This is a genomic window from Massilia sp. TWP1-3-3 (assembly GCF_049897805.1).
Classification (GTDB): Bacteria; Pseudomonadota; Gammaproteobacteria; order Burkholderiales; family Burkholderiaceae_D; genus Telluria_A.
This window is the reverse complement of record NZ_JAFCWX010000029.1, coordinates 1-21,527: the sequence shown is the minus strand read 5'-3', so window position 1 is coordinate 21,527 and position 21,527 is coordinate 1. Positions and strand designations below refer to the sequence as shown.

The 21,527-nt window shown below is 61.3% G+C and carries 19 protein-coding genes and 4 tRNA genes; all 23 read left to right on the top strand.

Annotated elements, in window-relative coordinates:
* The first annotated feature begins 29 nt into the window (after positions 1 to 29).
* The 23 genes from rpoE to ACP7D4_RS22240 all read left to right on the top strand — a co-directional run bounded on the left by rpoE (position 30) and on the right by ACP7D4_RS22240 (position 21,328).
* Positions 30 to 632, top strand: a complete 603-nt coding sequence (gene rpoE / locus ACP7D4_RS22350; protein ID WP_426107107.1) for an RNA polymerase sigma factor RpoE — start codon at positions 30 to 32, stop codon at positions 630 to 632.
* Positions 633 to 697: 65 nt separating this feature from the next.
* Positions 698 to 1,087 carry a sigma-E factor negative regulatory protein gene (locus ACP7D4_RS22345; protein WP_426107108.1) on the top strand — a complete coding sequence of 130 codons (390 nt, stop codon included), beginning with the start codon at positions 698 to 700 and terminating at the stop codon, positions 1,085 to 1,087.
* 218 nt (positions 1,088 to 1,305) lie between these two features.
* Positions 1,306 to 2,769 carry a DegQ family serine endoprotease gene (locus tag ACP7D4_RS22340; protein WP_426107111.1) on the top strand — a complete coding sequence of 488 codons (1,464 nt, stop codon included), beginning with the start codon at positions 1,306 to 1,308 and terminating at the stop codon, positions 2,767 to 2,769.
* Entirely contained in the window at positions 2,769 to 3,035 is a 267-nt protein-coding gene (locus ACP7D4_RS22335; protein ID WP_426211393.1) for a glutaredoxin family protein, read from the top strand. Before ACP7D4_RS22340 ends, ACP7D4_RS22335 begins: the two co-directional genes overlap by 1 nt.
* 204 nt (positions 3,036 to 3,239) lie before the next feature.
* Entirely contained in the window at positions 3,240 to 5,030 is a 1,791-nt protein-coding gene (lepA, locus tag ACP7D4_RS22330) for a translation elongation factor 4 (RefSeq protein WP_426107114.1), read from the top strand.
* Positions 5,031 to 5,951: a signal peptidase I gene (gene lepB / locus ACP7D4_RS22325; RefSeq protein WP_426107115.1), complete on the top strand. Its 921-nt coding sequence runs from the start codon at positions 5,031 to 5,033 to the stop codon at positions 5,949 to 5,951.
* A gap of 16 nt (positions 5,952 to 5,967) precedes the next feature.
* Complete coding sequence (locus ACP7D4_RS22320) at positions 5,968 to 6,375, top strand: DUF4845 domain-containing protein (protein ID WP_426107116.1); 408 nt, start codon at positions 5,968 to 5,970, stop codon at positions 6,373 to 6,375.
* A 24-nt stretch (positions 6,376 to 6,399) separates the two neighbouring features.
* Entirely contained in the window at positions 6,400 to 7,251 is an 852-nt protein-coding gene (gene rnc / locus ACP7D4_RS22315; protein WP_426211391.1) for a ribonuclease III, read from the top strand.
* Positions 7,248 to 8,150 (top strand): GTPase Era, encoded by a 903-nt coding sequence (era, locus tag ACP7D4_RS22310; protein ID WP_426107119.1) that lies wholly within the window; start codon positions 7,248 to 7,250, stop codon positions 8,148 to 8,150. The genes rnc and era overlap by 4 nt, the downstream gene beginning before the upstream one ends.
* Before the next feature lie 18 nt (positions 8,151 to 8,168).
* Positions 8,169 to 8,990, top strand: a complete 822-nt coding sequence (gene recO / locus ACP7D4_RS22305; protein ID WP_426107120.1) for a DNA repair protein RecO — start codon at positions 8,169 to 8,171, stop codon at positions 8,988 to 8,990.
* A gap of 15 nt (positions 8,991 to 9,005) precedes the next feature.
* Positions 9,006 to 9,788, top strand: a complete 783-nt coding sequence (pdxJ, locus tag ACP7D4_RS22300; RefSeq protein ID WP_426211389.1) for a pyridoxine 5'-phosphate synthase — start codon at positions 9,006 to 9,008, stop codon at positions 9,786 to 9,788.
* Positions 9,785 to 10,183 (top strand): holo-ACP synthase, encoded by a 399-nt coding sequence (gene acpS, locus ACP7D4_RS22295; RefSeq protein ID WP_426211388.1) that lies wholly within the window; start codon positions 9,785 to 9,787, stop codon positions 10,181 to 10,183. The genes pdxJ and acpS overlap by 4 nt, the downstream gene beginning before the upstream one ends.
* A complete protein-coding gene (gene uvrC / locus ACP7D4_RS22290; protein ID WP_426107124.1) occupies positions 10,184 to 12,097 on the top strand; it encodes an excinuclease ABC subunit UvrC in 1,914 nt (637 codons plus the stop codon).
* A gap of 236 nt (positions 12,098 to 12,333) precedes the next feature.
* The gene (pgsA, locus tag ACP7D4_RS22285; RefSeq protein ID WP_426107125.1) at positions 12,334 to 12,918 is read left to right on the top strand and encodes a CDP-diacylglycerol--glycerol-3-phosphate 3-phosphatidyltransferase; all 585 of its coding nucleotides are present in this window, start codon (positions 12,334 to 12,336) and stop codon (positions 12,916 to 12,918) included.
* 69 nt (positions 12,919 to 12,987) lie between these two features.
* Positions 12,988 to 13,063, top strand: a tRNA-Gly gene (locus ACP7D4_RS22280).
* 76 nt (positions 13,064 to 13,139) lie between these two features.
* A tRNA-Gly gene (locus tag ACP7D4_RS22275) sits at positions 13,140 to 13,215 on the top strand.
* A 44-nt stretch (positions 13,216 to 13,259) separates the two neighbouring features.
* Positions 13,260 to 13,335: transfer RNA gene (locus ACP7D4_RS22270), tRNA-Gly, on the top strand.
* Positions 13,336 to 13,397: 62 nt separating this feature from the next.
* Positions 13,398 to 13,471 (top strand) — tRNA-Cys (locus tag ACP7D4_RS22265).
* A gap of 114 nt (positions 13,472 to 13,585) precedes the next feature.
* Positions 13,586 to 18,844, top strand: a complete 5,259-nt coding sequence (locus ACP7D4_RS22260; RefSeq protein ID WP_426211386.1) for an Ig-like domain-containing protein — start codon at positions 13,586 to 13,588, stop codon at positions 18,842 to 18,844.
* A gap of 192 nt (positions 18,845 to 19,036) precedes the next feature.
* Complete coding sequence (locus ACP7D4_RS22255) at positions 19,037 to 19,528, top strand: Hint domain-containing protein (protein ID WP_426107130.1); 492 nt, start codon at positions 19,037 to 19,039, stop codon at positions 19,526 to 19,528.
* Positions 19,529 to 19,673: 145 nt separating this feature from the next.
* Positions 19,674 to 19,832 (top strand): hypothetical protein, encoded by a 159-nt coding sequence (locus ACP7D4_RS22250; RefSeq protein WP_426211384.1) that lies wholly within the window; start codon positions 19,674 to 19,676, stop codon positions 19,830 to 19,832.
* A 15-nt stretch (positions 19,833 to 19,847) separates the two neighbouring features.
* Positions 19,848 to 20,615, top strand: a complete 768-nt coding sequence (locus ACP7D4_RS22245; protein WP_426211383.1) for a hypothetical protein — start codon at positions 19,848 to 19,850, stop codon at positions 20,613 to 20,615.
* 218 nt (positions 20,616 to 20,833) lie between these two features.
* The gene (locus tag ACP7D4_RS22240) at positions 20,834 to 21,328 is read left to right on the top strand and encodes a Hint domain-containing protein (RefSeq protein WP_426107133.1); all 495 of its coding nucleotides are present in this window, start codon (positions 20,834 to 20,836) and stop codon (positions 21,326 to 21,328) included.
* The last annotated feature ends 199 nt before the right edge of the window (positions 21,329 to 21,527 follow it).

The following is a 21,527-nucleotide window of genomic DNA, read 5'->3' as shown; positions in this document are numbered from 1 at the left end:
CCCACGCCGCAGCCAAGAGGGCATGGTCAGTGACGACAGAACGCGAGTGTGATCAACTGCTGGTTGAGCGTGTCCAGGCAGGCGAACGCCAAGCATTCGACCTGCTGGTCGGAAAGTATCAGCGCAGGCTGATGCGGCTGGTGTCGCGGCTGGTGCACGACCCGGCGGAAGCAGAAGACGTTGTACAGGAAACGTTTATCAAGGCGTATCGCGCCTTGCGGCATTTTCGCGGTGATTCGGCATTCTATACTTGGTTGTATCGCATAGGAATCAACACGGCAAAGAATTATCTCGTCACACAGGGCAGGCGTGCCCCGACCTCGACCGAGGCCGATGCAGAGCGCGCCGAAGCGTTTGACGATGCGGATAGCTTGCGCGACATAAATACGCCGGAATCGATGTTGGCCAGCAAGCAAATCGCGTACACGGTCAATGCTGCGATGGAGGCGCTGCCGCTCGAATTGAGAACGGCAATTGTACTGCGCGAAATTGAAGGTTTGAGCTACGAAGAAATATCTGAAGTCATGGCCTGCCCGATCGGCACTGTTCGTAGCCGTATTTTCCGGGCACGCGAAGTCATCGCTGAAAAGTTGAGACCGCTTCTCGACTTGCCAGTTGACAAGCGACGTTAGGTGTAGCGATGATCGTCATGCCCGGTTGATTTTTGGTCACACACCTATGCTGATGGAATAACCCGATGGACACTCACAAAAAAATCCGCGAGCACATTTCGACCCTGAGCGATGGGGCGCTGTCGAACTCGGACCTCGAGCTCGCGCTCGCGGCGCTGCAGTCCGCTGACGGCCAGCAGGCATGGAATACCTACCACCGGATCGGCGACGCGCTCCGGGCGCAGGCTACGCCTGAACTGTCGGACGCCTTTGCCGAGAAGCTCGCTGCCAGGCTGGCGCTTGAACCTGTCCCGCTGCGCAAGGTCACCCGGCCGGCGCCCGCGCCGGAGAAACGTCCGATCACGGCCTTATCCCGGCAGCAGCAAGCCTCGAGTGCGAGTGCCGTCACCGGCGATGCGGCGCCCGAAGCAGTGGCAGTGTCGCAGGCCAAGCCCGCCGTCATTTCAGTGTCGTAAAGGCCGCCGCGCGCTTCCCCCATACTTGGCTGGCTCGGGCGACGCCGCCGGCTTTGGGCTGGCGGCGCGGGCCCGGCAGCGACGGGCGCCGGGCCGTCATCGATCCACATGCGTTTTTTTTGGTCCACACCAGCCGGCTGTTTTCGGACCTTTCCCACTTCTTGCCGTTTTGGCTTACCATAACGCCAATACGAACTTTCCCATTCGATTCCATGACCATGACCTTTCCTGCTGGCCGCAAACTTGTTTTCGCCCTGATCGTCGCAGCCTCAAGCCTGAGCCTGACGAGCCCGTCCGCACTGGCGGCGCCCGTCGCCGCGCCGCTGGTCACGGGCTTGCCCGATTTCACCGACCTGATCGACAAGGTGGGACCGGCCGTCGTCAATATCCGCACCACCGAAAAGCTGCGCCAGGGGCAGGGCGGGGGCGGGGGGCAGGATGAGGAAATGCAGGAATTTTTGCGCCGCTTTTTCGGCGCCCCGGGCCCGTCGACGCGCCCGGCCCCGCGCGGACGGCGCGCGCCCCAGGCGCAGGAAGAAGAAGTGCAGCGCGGCGTCGGTTCCGGCTTCATTATTTCCAACGATGGCTATGTGCTCACCAACGCCCACGTGGTCGACGGCGCCGACGAAGTGATCGTCACGCTTACCGACCGCCGCGAATTCAAGGCCAAGGTGCTCGGTTCGGACAAGCGCTCCGACGTTGCCGTGCTCAAGGTCGACGCGGCCAACCTGCCCTACCTGACGGTAGGCGACTCGAACAAGATCCGGGTCGGCGAATGGGTGATTGCCATCGGTTCACCCTTTAACCTCGACAATACCGTGACGGCCGGCATCATTTCCGCCAAGTCGCGCGACACGGGCGAATTTTTGCCGCTGATCCAGAGCGACGTGGCCGTCAATCCGGGCAACTCGGGCGGCCCTTTGATCAATATGCGCGGCCAGGTGATCGGCATCAATTCGCAGATCGCCACGTTGTCGGGCGGCTACAACGGGATTTCCTTTGCCGTGCCGATCGACGAGGCGATGCGCGTGTCCGACCAGCTACGCAAGAGCGGCAAGGTCACGCGCGGGCGCATCGGCGTTGAAATTGGCGAAGTGAGCAAGGACGTGGCCGAGTCGCTCGGCCTGGGCCGCGCGCGTGGCGTGGAGGTGGCGCGGGTGGAAGCGGGCGGGCCGGCCGAAAAAGGCGGCATCAAGGTTGGCGACATCATCCTGAAATTTAACGGTACCGACGTGGAGCGCTCCGGCGACCTGCCGCGCCTGGTGGCGGCCGCGCCGGTTGGCAGCAAGGCGGTCGTCACCGTCTGGCGCAAGGGCGCCCAGCAAGACATCAATGTCAGCATCGTCGAGCTGGAAGACGACAAGGCCAAGCGCGTTCCCGTCAAAAAGCCGAAGGCCGAGCAGGCGCCGAACGCGATCGGGCTGCACGTGTCCGACCTGTCGGATGTGCAGCGGCGCGAACTCAAGCTCGACGCCGGCGTCGTGGTCGACGCCAGCGAGGGCGCCGCGGCACGCGCCGGCGTGCGTCCGGGCGACTTGATCTTGCAGCTGAACAACGTGGAAGTGAAGGACGCCAAGAGTTTTAACGCCATGGCTTCCAAGCTCGACCCGAAACGCAGCGCCGCCCTGCTGGTGCGGCGCGACGACAGCACCCAGTACGTCGTGATCCGGCCGCGGCAATAATGCGCATCCCGCATTTCACGCTGTACGCGCGTTCCTACTGCCACTTGTGCGACGACATGCTCGTCGCACTCGAGGCACTCCAGAGCGCGACCGTGCGCTTTACGGTGTCGGTGGTCGACATCGACGACTATCCGGCCCTGGTGGCCCGTTTCGACGAGCTGGTGCCGGTTCTTTTTGGCCACCTTGCCGAACCGGAACTGTGCCATTACCACTTCGATGAAGCGGCCGCGCGCCGTTTCCTGGCCAGCTCGCCGGTGTCTATCTAGCAATATTTTATCCGGAGGCGCATAAACCGGGCTTTCTACTGTGAAATCCGGTAAAATGCGGGGGTCGGAAAAGCTTCTGCCAAAAGGCAATGCTTCTCTTGCATGATAAGGCGCTCGCCTGGGGATTGCCATGCCCCCCTCGGAGCGCTTTTTTCGTATTGCCTGCGCAAACGCTGCCCCTCCTACTCGGTCAAAATTGCATCAATGAACAACATACGTAACTTCTCCATCATCGCCCACATCGATCACGGTAAATCGACACTGGCCGACCGTATCATCCAGATTTGCGGCGGCCTGTCCGACCGCGACATGGAAGCCCAGGTGCTCGATTCGATGGACCTGGAGCGCGAGCGCGGCATCACCATCAAGGCCCAGACGGCCGCCTTGCACTACAAGGCCAAGGATGGCGTGGTGTACAACCTGAACCTGATCGACACCCCGGGCCACGTGGACTTCAGCTATGAAGTGTCGCGCTCGCTGTCGGCGTGCGAAGGCGCGCTGCTGGTGGTGGACGCGTCGCAGGGCGTGGAAGCGCAAACGGTTGCCAACTGCTACACCGCGCTCGACCTGGGCGTGGAGGTGGTGCCGGTGCTCAACAAGATCGACTTGCCGCACGCCGACCCGGCCAATGCCATCAAGGAAATCGAAGACGTGATCGGCATCGATGCCGCCGACGCCGTGCAATGCTCGGCCAAGAGCGGCTTGGGCGTCGAAGACGTGCTCGAGTCTTTGATCGCGCGCGTGCCGCCGCCCAAGGGCGACCCGACGGCGCCGCTGCAGGCGCTGATTGTCGACTCGTGGTTCGACAACTATGTCGGCGTGGTGATGCTGGTGCGGGTGATCAACGGCACCTTGAAGCCTAAGGAAAAAATCCTGTTGATGGCGTCCGAATCGACCCAGCTGGTGGAATCGGTCGGCGTGTTCAGCCCCAAATCGCAACCGCTGCCGCAATTGTCGGCCGGCCAGGTAGGCTTTGTGATTGCCGGCATCAAGGAATTGAAAGCGGCCAAAGTGGGCGACACCGTCACCCACGCCGCCCGGCCCGCTGCCGCGCCGCTGCCAGGTTTTAAAGAAGTCCAGCCGCAAGTGTTTGCCGGCCTGTTCCCGGTCGAGGCGAACCAGTACGACGCACTGCGCGACTCGCTGGAAAAACTCAAGCTCAATGACGCCGCGCTGATGTACGAGCCGGAAGTGTCGCAGGCGCTCGGCTTTGGTTTCCGTTGCGGTTTCCTGGGTTTGCTGCACATGGAAATCGTGCAGGAGCGCCTGGAGCGCGAATTCGATATGGACTTGATCACCACGGCGCCGACCGTGGTGTACGAAGTCTTGATGCGCGACGGCAGCATCATCAAGGTCGACAACCCGTCCAAGATGCCGGAAACGACCAAGATCGAGGAAGTGCGCGAGCCGATCGTCATCGTCAACCTGTACATGCCGCAAGAGTACGTCGGTTCGGTCATCACGCTGTGCATTTCCAAGCGCGGCGTGCAGATGGACATGAGCTACCACGGGCGCCAGGTCAAGCTGATCTACGAAATGCCGATGGCGGAAATCGTGCTCGATTTTTTTGACAAGCTCAAGTCGACCTCGCGCGGCTACGCCTCGATGGATTACGAGTTCAAGGAAAACCGGGCCTCGGACGTGGTCAAGGTCGACATGCTGATCAATGGCGAAAAGGTCGATGCGCTGGCCATCATCGTGCACCGCGCCAACGCCATTTACCGCGGCCGGCAAGTGGCCGCCAAGATGCGCGAACTGATTCCGCGCCAAATGTTCGACGTCGCCATCCAGGCCGCGATCGGGGTGAACGTCATCTCGCGTGAAAACGTCAAGGCGCTGCGCAAGAACGTGCTGGCCAAGTGTTACGGCGGCGACATCAGCCGCAAGAAAAAGCTGCTTGAAAAGCAAAAGGCCGGCAAGAAACGCATGAAGCAAGTTGGTTCGGTGGAAATCCCGCAAGAGGCTTTCCTGGCAATTTTACAGGTGGATGGTTAAATGACACTACAAACGATTCTCAGCAACTTCGCCCTGATCCTGTTTGTCTTGATGGTGGTCACCGGGGTGGTCTGGTGCCTCGATGTCTTTGTGCTCGCCAAGCAGCGCCGGCGCGCGGCCGATGCCGCGCTGGCCGAATTCGACATCCGCGCCGCCAAGCTGATGGCCGACGGCGTCAAGCCCGACAGCAATGCCAATGCGCGCGCCGATATCGAACGCCATCACCTGGCGCAGCCAACCTGGATCGAGTATTCGGGCAGTTTCTTCCCGGTCATCGCGCTGGTGTTTTTCCTGCGCTCGTTCCTGTACGAACCGTTCAAGATTCCATCGGGTTCCATGGTGCCCACGCTGGTGATCGGCGACCTGATCCTGGTGAATAAGTTCACCTACGGCGTACGCCTGCCTATCCTCAACGAGAAAATCCTCGACGTCAACGACCCGCAGCGGGGCGACGTGATGGTCTTCAAGTACCCGAAAGACATGAGCCAGGACTACATCAAGCGCGTGGTGGGCGTGCCGGGTGATAAAATCACGTATGAGAACAAGCGCCTGACCGTCAATGGCAAGCCGCTGGCCTATACGCAGATGGATGACTACTTGCACGATGAGAAATTCTCTTACGACAAGCAATTCGTGGAGAACTTGCCTGGAAAGACACACCGGATATTGAACAAGGAAAATACCCGCAGTATTAATCAGGAACAGGTGCAAGATTTCCCTTTCCATGACGCTTGCGCGTATTCCGACGACAAATTTACGTGTATCGTACCTCCAGGCAATTACTTTATGATGGGCGATAACCGGGACGACAGCATGGACAGCCGCTATTGGGGTTTTGTACCCAATAAGAACATTGTCGGCAAGGCATTCTTCGTCTGGATGAACCTGGGTAATCCGAAGCGTATCGGCGGCATTGACTAGACCATAAGGAAACACCATGTACGGTTCCAAGCGTGTAAATCTTCATTCGCAGCGTGGCGTGTCGCTCTCGGGCCTGATCGTCGGCCTCGCGGTGATTTTCGCCGTCGCGCTGCTCGGCATGAAAGTGTTTCCGTCAGTATTGGAATACCGCGCCGCGAAAGAAGGCATCGTCAGCGCCAAGCGCCAGGGCGGCACGCCCATGGAAATGCGCTCTGCCTTCAACAAGGCTGCCGACATCAACATGATCACGTCGATCGACGGCAAGGACCTGATCGTCACCAAGGTCAACGGCGAAACCGAACTGGCCTTCGATTACGAGAACAAGATTGCCCTGTTCAAGGACGTCTACCTGGGCATTCACTACGCGGCGACGACCGACAAGAGCGGCGTGGTCCCTGAAAAGTCCGACGCGACTGTGCATTAAGGCACGACAACCATACCACCGACAATGAATCTTCAGTTATTGCAAACCCGTTTGGCGTACACGTTCCAGGATGCTGGCCTCTTGCAGCAAGCCTTGACGCACCGCAGCCACAGCAGTTTGCATAACGAGCGCCTCGAGTTTTTGGGCGATTCGATTCTGAACTGCGTTGTCGCCTCGGTGCTCTACGAGCGCTTTGCCAGCATCGACGAGGGCGACCTGTCGCGCCTGCGGGCCAACCTGGTCAAGCAGCAGTCGCTGTATGAAATCGCGCAAAAGCTCGAACTGTCGCAATTCTTGCGCCTGGGCGAAGGTGAACTCAAGTCGGGCGGCTTTCGCCGGCCGTCGATCCTGGCCGACACGCTCGAAGCCTTGCTGGGCGCCATTTTCCTCGATGCGGGCTTTAATGCCGCGCGCGACGTGATCCGCGCCTTTTACATTCCCATCCTCGACTCGGTCGATCCGCGCACGCTGGGCAAGGATGCCAAGACACTGCTGCAAGAGTTTTTGCAGAGCAAAAAAATCTCGCTGCCGACCTACAACGTCGTCGCCACCCATGGCGCGGCGCACAGCCAGGAATTCGAGATCGAATGCCTGGTGCCCAAGCTGGGCATCCAGGTTTATGGCCGCGGCGGCAGCCGGCGCGCCGGCGAACAGGCGGCCGCCAAGCTGGCGCTCGACGTCGCCCAGCAAGCGCTGCTCAAGACCCCGGGCGCAACGCGCAAGGCCAAGCCGCGCGCCGCCCAGCTCAAGCTGGCCGGCATCGCCACCATCCAGAGCGACGGCGACGGCGAGGGCGATGCAGAAGTTATCCTGGCCACACCCGCAAAATCCGCCGACGCCAAGGCTCCCAAACACCCTGAAACGAAATCAGCATGACAAGCCCAACTACCCCAGACAATTTCCGTTGTGGCTATATCGCCATTGTCGGCCGCCCCAACGTGGGCAAATCGACGCTGATGAACCAGCTGATCGGCGCCAAGGTGTCGATCACCTCGCGCAAGGCGCAGACCACGCGCCACCGCATCACCGGCATCCAGACGCTGGACGACGCCCAGTTCATTTATGTCGACACGCCCGGTTTCCAGACGCGCCACTCGAACGCCCTGAACAAGACGCTCAACAAGACCGTTACCAACACGCTCATTTCGGCCGATGTGATCTTGTACCTGGTGGAAGCGGGCACCTTCGGCCCGGCCGACCAGCAGGTGATCGACCTGCTGCCCCAGGACGTGCCGTGCATGTTGGTGATCAATAAGTCCGACCGCGTCAAGGACAAGGCGGCGCTGATGCCGTTCGCCCAGGAGCTGGCCGCCAAGCATAACTTTGCCGCCATCGTGCCGGTGTCGGCCAAGCTGCGCTTCCAGCTCGACGCGCTGCAAAACGAAATCAAGCGCTTCCTGCCCGAGAACGCGCCCGTGTTCGGCCCGGACGACATCACCGACCGCAGCGAAAAATTTTTGGCGTCGGAAATCGTGCGCGAAAAGCTGTTCCGCTTGGTGGGCGACGAGCTGCCCTACACCAGCACGGTATTGATTGAAAAGTTCGAACAGGAGGGCGATTTGCGCCGCATTTTCGCGGCCATCCTGGTGGAGCGCGACACCCACAAGTCCATGGTCATCGGCAACAAGGGCGCGCGCCTGAAGGAACTGTCCACCCAGTCGCGCCTGGACATGGAAAAACTGTTCGGCGGCCCGGTCTACCTGGAAATCTGGATCAAGGTCAAATCGGGCTGGGCCGACAACGAAGCCGGCCTGCGCGCTTACGGTTACGAGTAAGCAAAGCGTCCCTCCTGCATGCCCACGCCCAGCGCCGACACGGCCGACACGGCCCTCACCGCGCCATCTGACAGCGCGCCGGCCCCGGCCAGGCGCACAGCCGCCGCGCGCTCGCGCAATCCCGCCCTGGCCGGGCGCGTGGCCGGCCAGCCGGCGTTCGTGCTGCACAGTTACCCTTACAAAGAAACCAGCCTGATCGTCGACATGTTCACCCGCGATTACGGCCGCATTGGGCTGGTGGCCAAGGGCGCCAAGCGGCCCCATTCCAAGCTGCGCGGCGTGCTGCAGACTTTTCAGCCGCTGCAGGCGTCGTGGAGCGGCAAATCCGAACTGCGCACCATGATCGACGCCGAGTGGGTGGGCGGCATGCTGCCGCTGGAAAAAACGGCGCTGCTATGCGGCTTTTACCTCAACGAGCTGCTGGTTAAATTGCTGGCGCGCGACGACCCGCATCCGGTGCTGTTCGACCATTACGTGGCCACGCTCAACGCGCTCGCGCACGGGGAATCGGCGCCCATCGTCTTGAGAAAATTCGAACGGGCCTTACTTAAAGAGACAGGCGTGGCCGCCGACCTGACGCGCTGCACCAGCACGCGCGCCGCGGTCGACCCGCTCGTCGAGTACGTCGTCGACCCGGAACGCGGGCCGCGCCTGGTGCGCGCGGCCGACACCTGGCCGGCGGTGCTGGGCAAGACGCTGCTCGACATGGAAAACGAAGACTACCGCGACCCTGTCACGCAAGCGCAAAGCAAGCAGCTGATGCGCTTTTTGCTGGCGCACCACCTGGGCGGCGCGCCGCTCAACACGCGCCAGATTTTGATCGACCTGATGCAGTTATAACCTGAGAACAACGTCATGAGCTTCCTCCAGCCGTCCGGCCCTGTGATTGACCTGGGCATCAACATCGACCACGTGGCCACCTTGCGCAATGCGCGCGGCACCGTCTATCCCGACCCGCTGCGCGCGGCATTGCTGGCCGAGCAGGCCGGCGCCGACGTCATTACGCTGCACCTGCGCGAAGACCGGCGCCACATCAAGGACGCCGACGTGGTGGCGCTGCGCCCGCTGCTCATGACGCGCATGAACCTGGAAGCGGCGGTCACGCAGGAGATGATCGACTTCGCCTGCGCCATCAAGCCGCAGGACGTGTGCCTGGTGCCCGAGCGGCGCGAGGAAGTGACCACCGAAGGCGGGCTCGATGTGGTGCGCTACTACAAACAGGTGGAAGCGGCCATCAGGCAGTTGCAGGGGGAGGGCATCCGCGTGTCGCTGTTCATCGACGCCGACGAGCAGCAGATCAGCGCCGCCGCCGAGCTGGGCGCGCCGGTGATCGAACTGCATACGGGGCGCTACGCGCAGGCCCACGCCAGCGACCTGGAACGCGAGCTGGCGCGCATCAAGGCCGGGGCCAGGTTTGGCGTGGAACGGGGCTTGGCGGTCAACGCCGGCCACGGCCTGCACTACACCAACGTGCAGGCGATTGCCGCCATTGCCGACATTGGCGAACTCAATATCGGCCATGCGATTGTCGCCCACGCCGTGTTCGCCGGCTGGGAAAACGCCGTGCGCGAAATGAAGGCCATCATGGTGGCCGCGCGCCTAGGCGTGAGCCTGGCCGGCCTGGCCCGGGGCGCATGATCTACGGGATCGGCACCGACATCGTCCAGGTCTCGCGCATTGCGCAGGCGCTGGCGCGGCATGGCGTGCGCTTCGCCGAAAAGATCCTGGGACCCGACGAACTGGTCGAATTTCACGAGCGCAGCGCCAAAAATCCCGTGCGCGGCATGCGCTACCTGGCCACGCGCTTTTCGGCCAAGGAAGCGTTTTCCAAGGCCATTGGCCTGGGTCTGCGCGAACCGATGACGTGGCCCGCCGCGCAAACGCTGAATCTGGATAGCGGCCAGCCGGTGCTCGCGTGCAGTGGCGCGCTTGCAGCGTTTATGCGTCAAAATGGGCTCAGTGCCCAGGTGACCATCAGCGACGAAGCTGAGTACGGGGTTGCCTTCGTGATCGTGACGCAAGAGGTTCAGTAGATGTCAGCAGCAACTCCAGCAGTCACTCCAGCAGTCACTCCAGCAGTCACTCCAGCGCTCACGCCAGTAGTCACTTCGGAGGCGCGCGCCATCGTGCTCGACACGGTCGGCAAGCTGCCCAACCTGCCCGGCGTGTATCGCTATTTCGATGCGCAGGACGGCGTGCTGTACGTGGGCAAGGCGCGCGACCTGAAAAAACGGGTGTCGAGCTACTTTCAAAAGAACCTGGCCAGCCCGCGCATCGCCATGATGGTCGAGCGCATTGCACGCTTGGAGACTACCGTCACGCAGAGTGAAGCGGAGGCGCTGATCCTTGAAAACAACTTGATCAAGACGCTCAAGCCGCGCTTTAACATCTTGTTCAGGGACGACAAGTCCTACCCGTACTTGAAAATCACCGGCGGCGCCACGCCGCGCATGGCCTACTACCGCGGCGCGATCGACAAAAAGAGCCAGTACTTCGGCCCATTCCCGAGCGCGTGGGCGGTCAAGGAATCGATCCAGATCCTGCAAAAGGTGTTCATGCTGCGCACCTGCGAAGACAGCGTGTATTCGAACCGCACCAGGCCCTGCCTGCTGCACCAGATCGGGCGCTGCAGCGCGCCGTGCGTAGACCTGGTGGAGCCAAGCGACTACCAGCGCGATGTCGACAACGCCGCCAAGTTCTTGCGCGGGCGCCAGAGCGAAGTGCTGGCCGACCTGGAAGCGAAGATGCACGCCTTTGCCGGTGAACTGAAGTTCGAGCAGGCGGGCGCGGTGCGCAACCAAATCCAGGCGCTCTCGCGCGTGCTGCACCAGCAAAGCATGGAGAGCGGCGGCGACGCCGACGTCGACATCATCGCCGTGGTGGTGCAGGGCGGGCGCGCCTGCGTCAACCTGGCGATGGTGCGCGGGGGGCGCCACCTGGGCGACCGCGCGTATTTTCCGTCGCAGCTGGCGGAAGCTGCGGCGATTGCCGAAGGGGCGATCGAATGCGAAGTGCTGGCCGCCTTTCTGGCCCAGCACTACACCGAAAAATTCGTGCCCGGCACCTTGATCCTGAATATCGAATTCGACCAGCCGGCGCTGATGGTGGCCTTGACCGAGCAGTGCGGCCACCGCATCAATCTGCTCTTCCAGCCCCAGGGGCAGCGCCGCCAGTGGCTCGACATGGCGCACAAGGGGGCCGAGATTTCGCTGGCGCGCCTGCTCTCCGAACAGGGCTCGCAGCAGTCGCGCACGCGCGCGCTGGCCGAGGCGCTGCTCATTGAATCGGAAGACCTGGAGACCTTGCGCGTGGAGTGCTTCGACATCAGCCACACTATGGGCGAGGCGACCCAGGCCTCGTGCGTGGTGTTCCATCACCACGCCATGCAAAACGGCGAGTACCGGCGCTACAACATCAACGGCATCACGCCGGGGGACGATTACGCGGCCATGCGCCAGGTACTGATGCGCCGTTACGAGAAAGTGGCCAATGGCGACGGCGTCATGCCCGACGTGGTCTTGATCGACGGCGGCAAAGGCCAGATCGAAATGGCGCGCCAGGTGTTTGCCGAACTTGGCCTGGATATTTCGCTGATCGTGGGCGTAGCCAAGGGAGAAGGGCGCCGCGTCGGGCTCGAGACGCTGATGTTCGTCGACGGGCGCGCCGCGCAGGAACTGGGCAAGGAATCGGCCGCGCTGATGCTGGTCGCCCTGATTCGCGACGAGGCGCACCGCTTTGCCATCACCGGCATGCGTGCCAAGCGCGCCAAGACGCGCCAGACGTCGCGCCTGGAAGAGATCGAGGGTATCGGCGCCAAACGCCGCCAGCGCCTCCTGGCGCGCTTTGGGGGCTTGCGCGGGGTGGTCGATGCCAGTGTCGAAGACCTGATGTCGGTCGAAGGCATTTCGACCCAGCTGGCCGAAGAGATTTACCGGCAGCTGCATTAACCGCGGGTGGATACGCGGCGCAATGCGCTGCGCTTTTGTTCCCTGCGTTTGCGCGTGCTTCGCACGGCGTGCAAACCGGTGCAAGCGGCACTGCGCCGCGCCCGCGCCATGTTGCCTCCCGAACTGGTGCAATATGCATTAGCAAGGTAGACTAGCGGCGCAAGTATTCATAATGCCTAACTAGTTCGTGCGCCTCTGTGCCCTGCCTCTATGCCCTGTCTCTATGCCCTGTCTCTATGCCCTTTAACATCCCGATTCTCCTGACCTGGTTACGCGTTGCCCTCATTCCCCTGGTGGTAGGCGTGTACTACCTGCCGCTGCACTGGCTGCCGCGCTCCGACCAGGACCTGGCGGCAACGGTGGTGTTTGTCGTTGCCGCCGTCACCGACTGGTTCGACGGCTTTCTGGCGCGGCGCTGGAACCAGACCTCGGCCTTCGGCGCCTTTCTCGACCCTGTGGCCGACAAGCTGATGGTGGCCGGCGCGCTGCTGGTCCTGGTGCACCTGGACCGGGTCGACCATTTCATCGCTTTTATTATCATCGGGCGCGAGATCGCCATCTCGGCGCTGCGTGAATGGATGGCGCAGATCGGCGCCTCGCGTTCGGTGGCGGTCAGTTCGATCGGCAAGATTAAGACGGCCGCGCAAATGATTGCCATCCCCATGCTGCTGTTCCATGACAAGCTGTGGGGCGTGCTCGACACCCAGCTGCTGGGCGACTACCTGATCATCCTGGCGGCGATCCTGACGGTGTGGTCGATGTTTTATTACATGCGCCTGGCGTGGCCATTGATCAAGGAAAAGGCTGGCGACGCCTTATAAAAAATCGAGTGGGAAACCAACCTTGACAACCCGCTCAGATGATCTATAATGCCTGCCTGTTGTGACGACGCGGGAGTAGCTCAGTTGGTAGAGCGCAACCTTGCCAAGGTTGAGGTCGAGAGTTCGAGACTCTTCTCCCGCTCCAGAAGTTTGGAGCAAATGTCGTAAGGTTATCCTTGGAAAGTAGCTCAGTTTCTGCGATAATCGTTGTCTTGCAAAGTGCGGGAGTAGCTCAGTTGGTAGAGCGCAACCTTGCCAAGGTTGAGGTCGAGAGTTCGAGACTCTTCTCCCGCTCCAGTTTTCTGGGGTTTGCAAAAGTAGTGAAATAGTTAGGCTCCAATGCGGGAGTAGCTCAGTTGGTAGAGCGCAACCTTGCCAAGGTTGAGGTCGAGAGTTCGAGACTCTTCTCCCGCTCCAGAATTCAAAAGGGAAGCCTGGCTTCCTTTTTTTTCCTCTCAGGGGAAAGTAGCAAAGTTTCTGGCGAGGTAGCAAAGAGGTTATGCAGCGGCCTGCAAAGCCGTTTAGACGGGTTCGATTCCCGTCCTCGCCTCCAGAAATCAAGGACTTAGCGATTTTTTCGCTGGTTCGAACAAACGTCGACCTCTTGAAAACGGAGGTTGACCACACCTCGAAACGGCCTGCAAACGGCCTGCGCCTCCTTGACAACATGACCGCCCATGCGCAAACTTGCGTGCATGGGGTGCTCAGCCGCAACGCCGGCGGTACGCTCAAGTACACCCCGGCCCTGCATTTTTACGGTGCCGACAGCTTCGAGTACAGCTACGAAGTCGAGGGCCAAGTGTCGAATCTGGCCACCGTGCACGTCACCGTCAGCGAAGTGATCTATGCCCCTGTCAGCGGCGGTAACGTCAATGCGCAGGCAATCGGCGGCGTGCCGTTCACCTTCGATCCGCTGGCCGGTGCGCAGGACATCAACGGCCACGCCATGAGCGCGGTGCTCGACACGCCGCCTGCGCACGGCGCGCTGGTGGTCAATGCCAACGGTAGCTGGACCTACACCGCCAACGCCGACTACGACGGCGCGGACGTGCTGGTGTTCCACATCAACGACGGCCTGGCCGACTCCGCGCCAGTCGGCGTCAGCTTCCAGGTCACGCCTGAGAACCGTGCGCCGACCGTGGTGCACAACGCCGCCATCGAAGTACTGGAAGACGGCAGCCTGGTGATCGACTTCGGCAGTTTCGGCGCCGATGCCGATGGCGACGCGCTCAGCGCCGTCATTACGTCGCAGCCAAGCCGTGGCGTGCTGGCCCAGAACGCGAACGGCACCTGGACTTATACGCCTGGCCTGCATTTCTACGGCAGCGATACCCTCAGTTTCATCCTCAGCGACGGCTTTCTCAGCTCGCAGGAGGCAAGCCTGGGTATCACCATCGCCAAGGTGCAGATCGCGCCGACCCTGGTCGACAGCGCTTACGCGCTGGACGAAAATGGCAGCCTGACGCTGTCGCCGTTCGCCGCGGCGAACAGCGTCAACCATGAGCCGCTGACCGCCCTTGTGGTGTCCCAGTCTGCCCACGGCCAGATCGCCGTCAACGCTGACGGTAGCTGGACCTACACGCCGGCACTGTATTTTTTCGGCACCGACAGCTTCAGCTACAAGGTCAACGACGGCATCGACGACTCGAACACGGCAACCGTCGTGCTCAACGTCGCCGAAATCGCGTTTGCACCGACCTTGGGCGACAGCATCGTCAATCTCGATGAAAACGGATCGGCCCGCTTTGAACCGCTGGCGACCGCCTTTGACCGCAATGGGGATGTGCTGTCCGCGGTGCTGCTGACGCGGCCAGCGCACGGCCTCATCACCGTCAACGCCGATGGCAGCTGGACCTATACGCCGGAGCTGTTCTACTTTGGCAGCGACAGCTTCACCTACAAGGTGAGCGACGCTGCCGCCGACTCAAATACGGCGACGGTCACGCTTAACGTGGCTGAAATCGCATTCGCGCCAACGCTGGGCGACGTCAGCATCCACCTCAGCGAGAACGCTGCGGCCAGCTTCAACCCGCTGGCCAGCGCGGCCGACCTAAATCACGACGTGCTCAATGCAGTGCTGGTGTCGATGCCGTCGCATGGCGTCCTCACCGTCAATGCTGACGGCAGCTGGACCTACACGCCCGCGCTGTACTACTTTGGCAGCGACAGCTTCACCTTCAAGGTGAGCGATGGCAACGCCTACTCGAACACGGCAACGGTCGTGCTGAACGTCGCCGAAATCGCCTTTGCTCCAACGCTGGCCAACAGCGCGCTCAGCCTGGACGAGAACGCATCGGTCAGCGTCAACCCCCTGGCGCATGCATTGGACCTGAACCCGAATGACGTGCTGACGGCACTCGTGGTGTCGCAGCCGGCACACGGCGCCATCAGTGTGAATGCCGATGGCAGCTGGACTTACACGCCTGCGCAGTACTACTTCGGCACAGACAGCTTAACCTACAAGGTCAACGACGGCGTCGCGGACTCCAACACGGCAACGGTGACGTTTACTGTCGGCGAGATCGAGTTCGCACCCACCCTGGCCGACAGCACCGTCAATGTGAGCGAGAACGGGAAGACCACGTTCAACCCGCTGGCCGGGGCGGCCGACCGCAATGCAGACGATGTGATCAATGCCAGCGTGGTCCGCCCGCCGGCCCACGGCGGCTTGACCATCAACGCCGACGGCAGTTGGACGTATACGCCGGCGCTGAACTACTACGGCCCCGACAGCCTGACCTACCAGGTCAGCGATGGCGTTCAAGCGTCGAACGTTGCCACCTTAACCTTCGATGTCGCGAAGGTCAATTACGTCCCGGTCCTGGCCGGCAGCACGGCCACGGTGAACGAAGGGGCAAGCGTCGTGATCACGCCGCTGGCCCATGCCACGGACGTCAACCTGGACGCGCTAGCGGCCACCGTCGTCATCCAGCCGGCGCATGGCGCGATCGCCGTCAACGCCAACGGCACCTGGACTTACACCCCGCAGGCCGGCTACTTTGGCGCCGACCGCTTCACTTACAAAGTGAACGATGGCGTCTACGATTCGAACCTGGCGACCGTCTCGCTGACGGTGGTCCAGACCAACCATGCGCCGGTGGCCGTCAACGGTTCCGCCAGCGTGAATCGCGACACGTCCGTCGTGCTCAACCTGCTGGCAGGCGCGGTCGATACCGATGGCGACAGCCTGACGGTCAAGCTGGTGGCGGCGCCGGCCCATGGCGCGCTGGCGGCCAATGCCAACGGCACCTTCACCTATACGCCAGTGGCGGGTTATGTCGGCAACGACAGCTTCAGCTACAAGGTCAGCGACGGCAAGCTCGATTCGGCGCTGATCACCTTCAGCCTGTCGGTACTGCAGGTGAACCGGGCGCCGGTGGCGCTCAATTCGCTGGTGGCAGGCACCGAGGATACTGCTGTGCTACTGCGCTGGAGCGACTTTGCCGTCTCCGACGCCGACAACGACGTCCTCACGCTCGCCATCACGGCGCTGCCTGCGGATGGCGTACTGCAGAAGCTCGCCTCGACTGGGAGCTGGGTCAGCGCAGCGCTGGGCGACAAGTTCGTCGCGGCCGACCTTGCTGCCGGCAAACTGCGCTACGTGCCCGCGGCTAACGCGTCGGGCGGGGCAGGGTATGCCACGGCTGGCTATGGCAACCAGCGCGCGCATTACGCCCGCTTCAGCTATACCGTGTCGGACGGCATCCTGACCAGCGCCGCGGCGACGGTCAGCATCGACATCGCCGCAGTGGCCGATGCGCCGGCCATGCAAGTGCTCGGCAGTACCCTGGTGCACCGCATGTTCGCCACCGGCTGGGAAGGTGCGGCCAACATCGATTCCCAGTCCACCCTGGTGGCCGGCAGCGTGTTCGACGGCTGGAGCCTGGTCACGACGGGCGACCAGCTGAGCGGCGGCCAGAATGGTTTCGAAATCTGGAGCAACGGCGACATGATGACGGACGTGAACGGCACCGCGCGGTCGGTCAGGGCGGCGACCGGCAACGGCAACAACTGGCTCGAGTTGAATGACGCCAGTTCGACCCAGGCGCAAACGCTGGGTATTTCGCGCCAGGTCAACACCGACAAGGGCGCCAGCTACAACCTCAGTTTCGACCTGGCAGGCCGCCTCGGTTATGTGAGCGACTACACCCGGGTCGGCGTGTACGTGGATGGCGCGCGTGTTGCGCTGTACGACAACACCAGCGGCACCACGGCGCTGAACTGGCAGCATGCCAACATCAGCTTTATCGGCAACGGCAGCAGGCAGACCATCAAGATCATCTCCGAAGCGAGCCGTCGCGATACGGCAGGGCGCGGCATGATGCTTGATAACATTTCGCTGGTGGAAAGTCTGGAGCTCAACCATGGTGTGCAGGGCGGCAGCGTGCAACTGCAAGCGGTCCAGGCAACGCTGGCCGACGCCGATGGTTCGGAAGCGCTGCAGTTGAGCGTGGCTGGCCTGCCGGTGGGCAGTGTACTGACCGACGGCGTACGCACCGTCACGTTCACTGCGGCACAGCCGATGGTTGACATTACGGGATGGAATGCCAACACCTTGTCGCTCACGCCACCGGCCACCTACCGCGGAGCGCTGGCATTGCAGGTCACGGCGACATCGACCGAAGCGGCGAACGGCAGCAAGGCCAGTGTCAGCCGGACCCTCAATGTCCAGGTCGATGCCGTGGCCCAGGCGCCGGTGCTGACGCTGACCCCGCCAACGGGCAAGCTGAGCCGGACGATTGTCAGCACCGACTGGGGCAGCGGCTACTGCGATTCGAGCTGGGACACCGGTCCCGACCTGTTGGCATGGAGCCAGCTGTCTGGGTGGAACATCCAGGCCGCCAGCTACGGAAAAACCGCTGCCTTCCCGATCTGGGAAGATGGCGACCGCATGACCAATACGCTGGGCACCAGGGTGACGGTGTATGGTCCCGTGGCAGGATCCTCGAGCGACGAATGGCTGGCCCTGAACAATGGCGTCAATGCGAGCTACCAGTCGTCGGGCATCAGCCAGCGGATCTCCACGATCGACGGCGCCGCTTACACCTTCAACCTGAACTATGCCGGCGCGCTCGGCATGGCCAGCGCCAACACCAAGGTCGGACTGTATGTCGATGGCGTGCTGGTGGGAAGCTATGCCAACACCAGTAGCATCGCGGTGCTGAACTGGCAGGCGGTGTCGTTCGCCTTCAAAGGCGATGGCCTGGAACACAATGTCAGCCTGAAATTGATGGGCGGCAGTTCAACCGTTGCCGCCAGCGCGATGATCGAAGGCATCCGCCTGATCGAGACTTTGCCGGACAGCGCCACCGTAGTCTACGGCATGCAGGGCACCCCAATTGCCTTGCCGGGTGTGACGGCGCAGTTGGCGGCCGGCGATGGCGCAACGCTGGGCCTGCAGTTGCTCGGCCTGCCGTACGGGGCGGTGCTGTCGGACGGTGTCCACCGGGTCACGGCCTACGTCAACAACGCAACGGTCAACCTTGCTGGCTGGGACTTGTCCAAGCTGACAGTGGTGCTCGATGCGGGCTGCGGCTACAATGACGTTCCGGTCCTGCTCAAGTTTGAGGCAAGCAGTACCGTTGCTGCAAACAATACCAGGGCCACCATCACGCGCAGCTTTACAGTGCAGCAGTTGTCCGGGTGCGCGGTTGCCACTCCGGTCGGTGTCAATCCGTATGTCAGCTACGCTAACAGCACCGCTGTCACTACCAGTAGCGCCATGGCTTCGGCCGCGACGGTCAGTGCATTGGTGGCGGTGGCGAGCGGCTACACGGCGGGGGTATCGGCAGCGATGTTGGCGCCGGGCCTGCATGCGGACCCGAGCGACAGCGACAAGACGATGAACGACTGGATGCAGAGTTTGAGCTTGGCCCTCAGCAGTGCGTTCGTGAGGGAGATGGACCAGGTGCTGTCAGGGAAATAAGTCATGCAACAGGCGGGCGGGAAATAGGGCGTCCGCCAGTGAACGGTGCCCTTTGCCGCTCGGGTCCCAAACCTCTTCTCAGAGTTCGTGGTCACCCCAGGCTTACTAATTTTTTTATCGTAAAGAATTGCTCGGCAAGTGCGATATTTCAGATTGAATTCGCCGGCAGGGCTGCAATAGGAGAAAATACAGATGCCGACGCTGACGGTGTGGGACACCAGGATCGAATGGAAAGGGGCCGGTTGCTTCTTTCCCGACACTATGGTGCATATGGAGGACGGGAAGCTGTGTGAAATTCAATTCCTTGGCCCTGGGGATACGGTATTGTCCAGATCGAAAGAGACGGGCGAACTTGCATATCGCAAGGTTGTCAGGAACTTCGAACACGACGGTAAGCAAGTCCATACAATCGATTATTTCGTTGCGGCCCGACCTGGGCATACTTACCGGCTCTACGCAACTGCAGAACACCCTGTATGGGTCGAGACGATCGGCTGGACCAAGGCATGCAATCTTCGAAGCGGTCATTTGTTGCGCTTGCATGACCATACCTTCGCGCCGGTGGTTGAGGTGAATAACCTAGGTGATGTCGGCGCGGTTCACAACATCGAGGTCGAGGATTTTCATACTTATTTTGTCGATGATTCAGGCGTATGGGTCAGCGACGGAGTGCATCAACGGTAGGTGATACACCAGAGGAAAATCACGGCACTGCGCTCTGGCCATGCTGGCATGGAACCGGTTGCCCAAGTTGACTCCATGCCGCGGGCTATGACAAAACCACTGCCGGCCGAATCTGGAAGGACAGTGGCGGCATGGTCCACTCGATGTGGACCACGGTGTATCGACATCGGCGCAGTGGCCGGTGCGCCGGCCACCCAGGTTTGGGCTATCGGCTTTGCATGGCAGCCGGGTGCTCAGTTCGTCGGGCATCAGCCAGCGGATCTCCACGATCGACCGTGCCGCTTACACCTTCAACCTGAACTAAGCCGGCGCGCTCGGCATGGCCAGCGCGAACACCAAGGTCGGACTTTATGTCGACGGCGTGCTGGTGGGAAGCTATGCCAACACCAGTAGCGGCGCGGCGCTGAACTGGCAGGCGGTGTCGTTCGCCTTCAAAGGCGATGGCCTGCAACACAATGTCAGCCTGAAATTGAAGGGCGGCAGTTCAACCGTTGCCGCCAGCGCGATGATCGAAGGCATCCGCCTGATCGAGACTTTGCCGGACAGCGCCACCGTAGTCTACGGCATGCAGGGCACCCCGATTGCCTTGCCGGGCGTGACGGCGCAGTTGGCGGCCGCCGATGGCGCAACGCTGGGCCTGCAGTTGCTCGGCCTGCCGTACGGGGCGGTGCTGTCGGACGGCATCCATCGGGTTACGGCCTACGTCAACAACGCCACGGTCAACCTTGCTGGTTGGGACTTGTCCAAGCTGAAAGTGGAGCTCGATGCGGGCTGTGGCTACAATGACGATTCGGTCTTGCTCAAGTTTAAGGCAAGCAGTACCGTTGCTGCAAACAATACCAGGGCCACCATCACGCGCAGCTTTACAGTGCAGCAGTTGTCCGGGTGCGCGGTTGCCACTCCGGTCGGTGTCAATCCGCATGTCAGCTACGCTAACAGCACCGCTGTCACTACCAGTAGCGCCATGGCTTCGGCCGCGACGGTCAGTGCATTGGTGGCGGTGGCGGGCGGCTACACGGCGGGGGTATCGGCAGCGATGTTGCGCCGGGCCTGCATGCGGACCCGAGCGACAGCGACAAGACGATGAACGACTGGATGCAGAGTTTGAGCTTGGCCCTCAGCAGTGCGTTCGTGAGGGAGATGGACCAGGTGCTGTCAGGTAGATAATGATGGTGAGCAGGCGGATGAAGCCATGGTCGTCCGCCTGCCACGAGTTTTCTATTTTTTTAGGTCGGTAAAACTGCTTGGTCAGTGCGATATTGCGGGTTGAACTCGCCAGCAGGTTTGCAATTGGAGAAAATACTAATGTCAACGGATACAGCGCAGGACACCAGGATTGAAGGCGAAGGAGCAAGCGGCTTCTTTACCGACACTTTGGTACATATGAAAGGCGGGGGGGCGTTAGAAATTCAGTTCCTTGGGCCTGGAGATATCGTATTGTCGCGATCGAAAGAGACGGGCGAACTTGCGTATCGCAAGGTGATCCGGAACTTCGAGTCGGATGACATCGCGGGCAAACAGGTTTATCGGATCGAGTATTCTCCTCGGAACGAAAGCACACCCAAGCTGTACGCCACGGCGGCACACACTGTCTGGGTCGAGACGATCGGATGGGTCAAGATGTGTAATGTTCGAATCGGCCAATTGTTGCGCTTGCGTGACGATACCTTGGTTCCTGTCGTAGCTGTGCATTGCCTCGGTGACGGCTATGCCGTTCATAATCTTGAGATCGAAGATTTCCACAGCTTTTTTGTCAACGATTTGGGCGTCTGGGTCGGCGACGGAGTGCAGCAAGGGTAGGGGATTCTCCACAGGGAAATCACAGCAAAGGCGCCTTGATGAACTTTCAAGTTGGTGATTACCCCACGCTTACAAATTTTGTGACTGTTCAGCCCCTATGACCGGCAGAAATTAGTTGTAAACAATTGTGATCGCGTTCATCATGCTGGCATGGCAACGAAACCTTCTTCTCCCGACCTGACTGGACTGTCCCACGAAC

What these genes read in the sequence shown, in the direction of transcription:
- ACP7D4_RS22345 (WP_426107108.1), top strand. Translation starts at nt 698, where the DNA reads ATGGACACTCACAAAAAAATCCGCGAGCACATTTCGACCCTGAGCGAT.
- ACP7D4_RS22340 (WP_426107111.1), top strand. Translation starts at nt 1,306, where the DNA reads ATGACCTTTCCTGCTGGCCGCAAACTTGTTTTCGCCCTGATCGTCGCA.
- ACP7D4_RS22335 (WP_426211393.1), top strand. Translation starts at nt 2,769, where the DNA reads ATGCGCATCCCGCATTTCACGCTGTACGCGCGTTCCTACTGCCACTTG.
- lepA (WP_426107114.1), top strand. Translation starts at nt 3,240, where the DNA reads ATGAACAACATACGTAACTTCTCCATCATCGCCCACATCGATCACGGT.
- lepB (WP_426107115.1), top strand. Translation starts at nt 5,031, where the DNA reads ATGACACTACAAACGATTCTCAGCAACTTCGCCCTGATCCTGTTTGTC.
- ACP7D4_RS22320 (WP_426107116.1), top strand. Translation starts at nt 5,968, where the DNA reads ATGTACGGTTCCAAGCGTGTAAATCTTCATTCGCAGCGTGGCGTGTCG.
- rnc (WP_426211391.1), top strand. Translation starts at nt 6,400, where the DNA reads ATGAATCTTCAGTTATTGCAAACCCGTTTGGCGTACACGTTCCAGGAT.
- era (WP_426107119.1), top strand. Translation starts at nt 7,248, where the DNA reads ATGACAAGCCCAACTACCCCAGACAATTTCCGTTGTGGCTATATCGCC.
- recO (WP_426107120.1), top strand. Translation starts at nt 8,169, where the DNA reads ATGCCCACGCCCAGCGCCGACACGGCCGACACGGCCCTCACCGCGCCA.
- pdxJ (WP_426211389.1), top strand. Translation starts at nt 9,006, where the DNA reads ATGAGCTTCCTCCAGCCGTCCGGCCCTGTGATTGACCTGGGCATCAAC.
- acpS (WP_426211388.1), top strand. Translation starts at nt 9,785, where the DNA reads ATGATCTACGGGATCGGCACCGACATCGTCCAGGTCTCGCGCATTGCG.
- uvrC (WP_426107124.1), top strand. Translation starts at nt 10,184, where the DNA reads ATGTCAGCAGCAACTCCAGCAGTCACTCCAGCAGTCACTCCAGCAGTC.
- pgsA (WP_426107125.1), top strand. Translation starts at nt 12,334, where the DNA reads ATGCCCTTTAACATCCCGATTCTCCTGACCTGGTTACGCGTTGCCCTC.
- ACP7D4_RS22260 (WP_426211386.1), top strand. Translation starts at nt 13,586, where the DNA reads ATGACCGCCCATGCGCAAACTTGCGTGCATGGGGTGCTCAGCCGCAAC.
- ACP7D4_RS22255 (WP_426107130.1), top strand. Translation starts at nt 19,037, where the DNA reads ATGCCGACGCTGACGGTGTGGGACACCAGGATCGAATGGAAAGGGGCC.
- ACP7D4_RS22245 (WP_426211383.1), top strand. Translation starts at nt 19,848, where the DNA reads ATGGCCAGCGCGAACACCAAGGTCGGACTTTATGTCGACGGCGTGCTG.
- ACP7D4_RS22240 (WP_426107133.1), top strand. Translation starts at nt 20,834, where the DNA reads ATGTCAACGGATACAGCGCAGGACACCAGGATTGAAGGCGAAGGAGCA.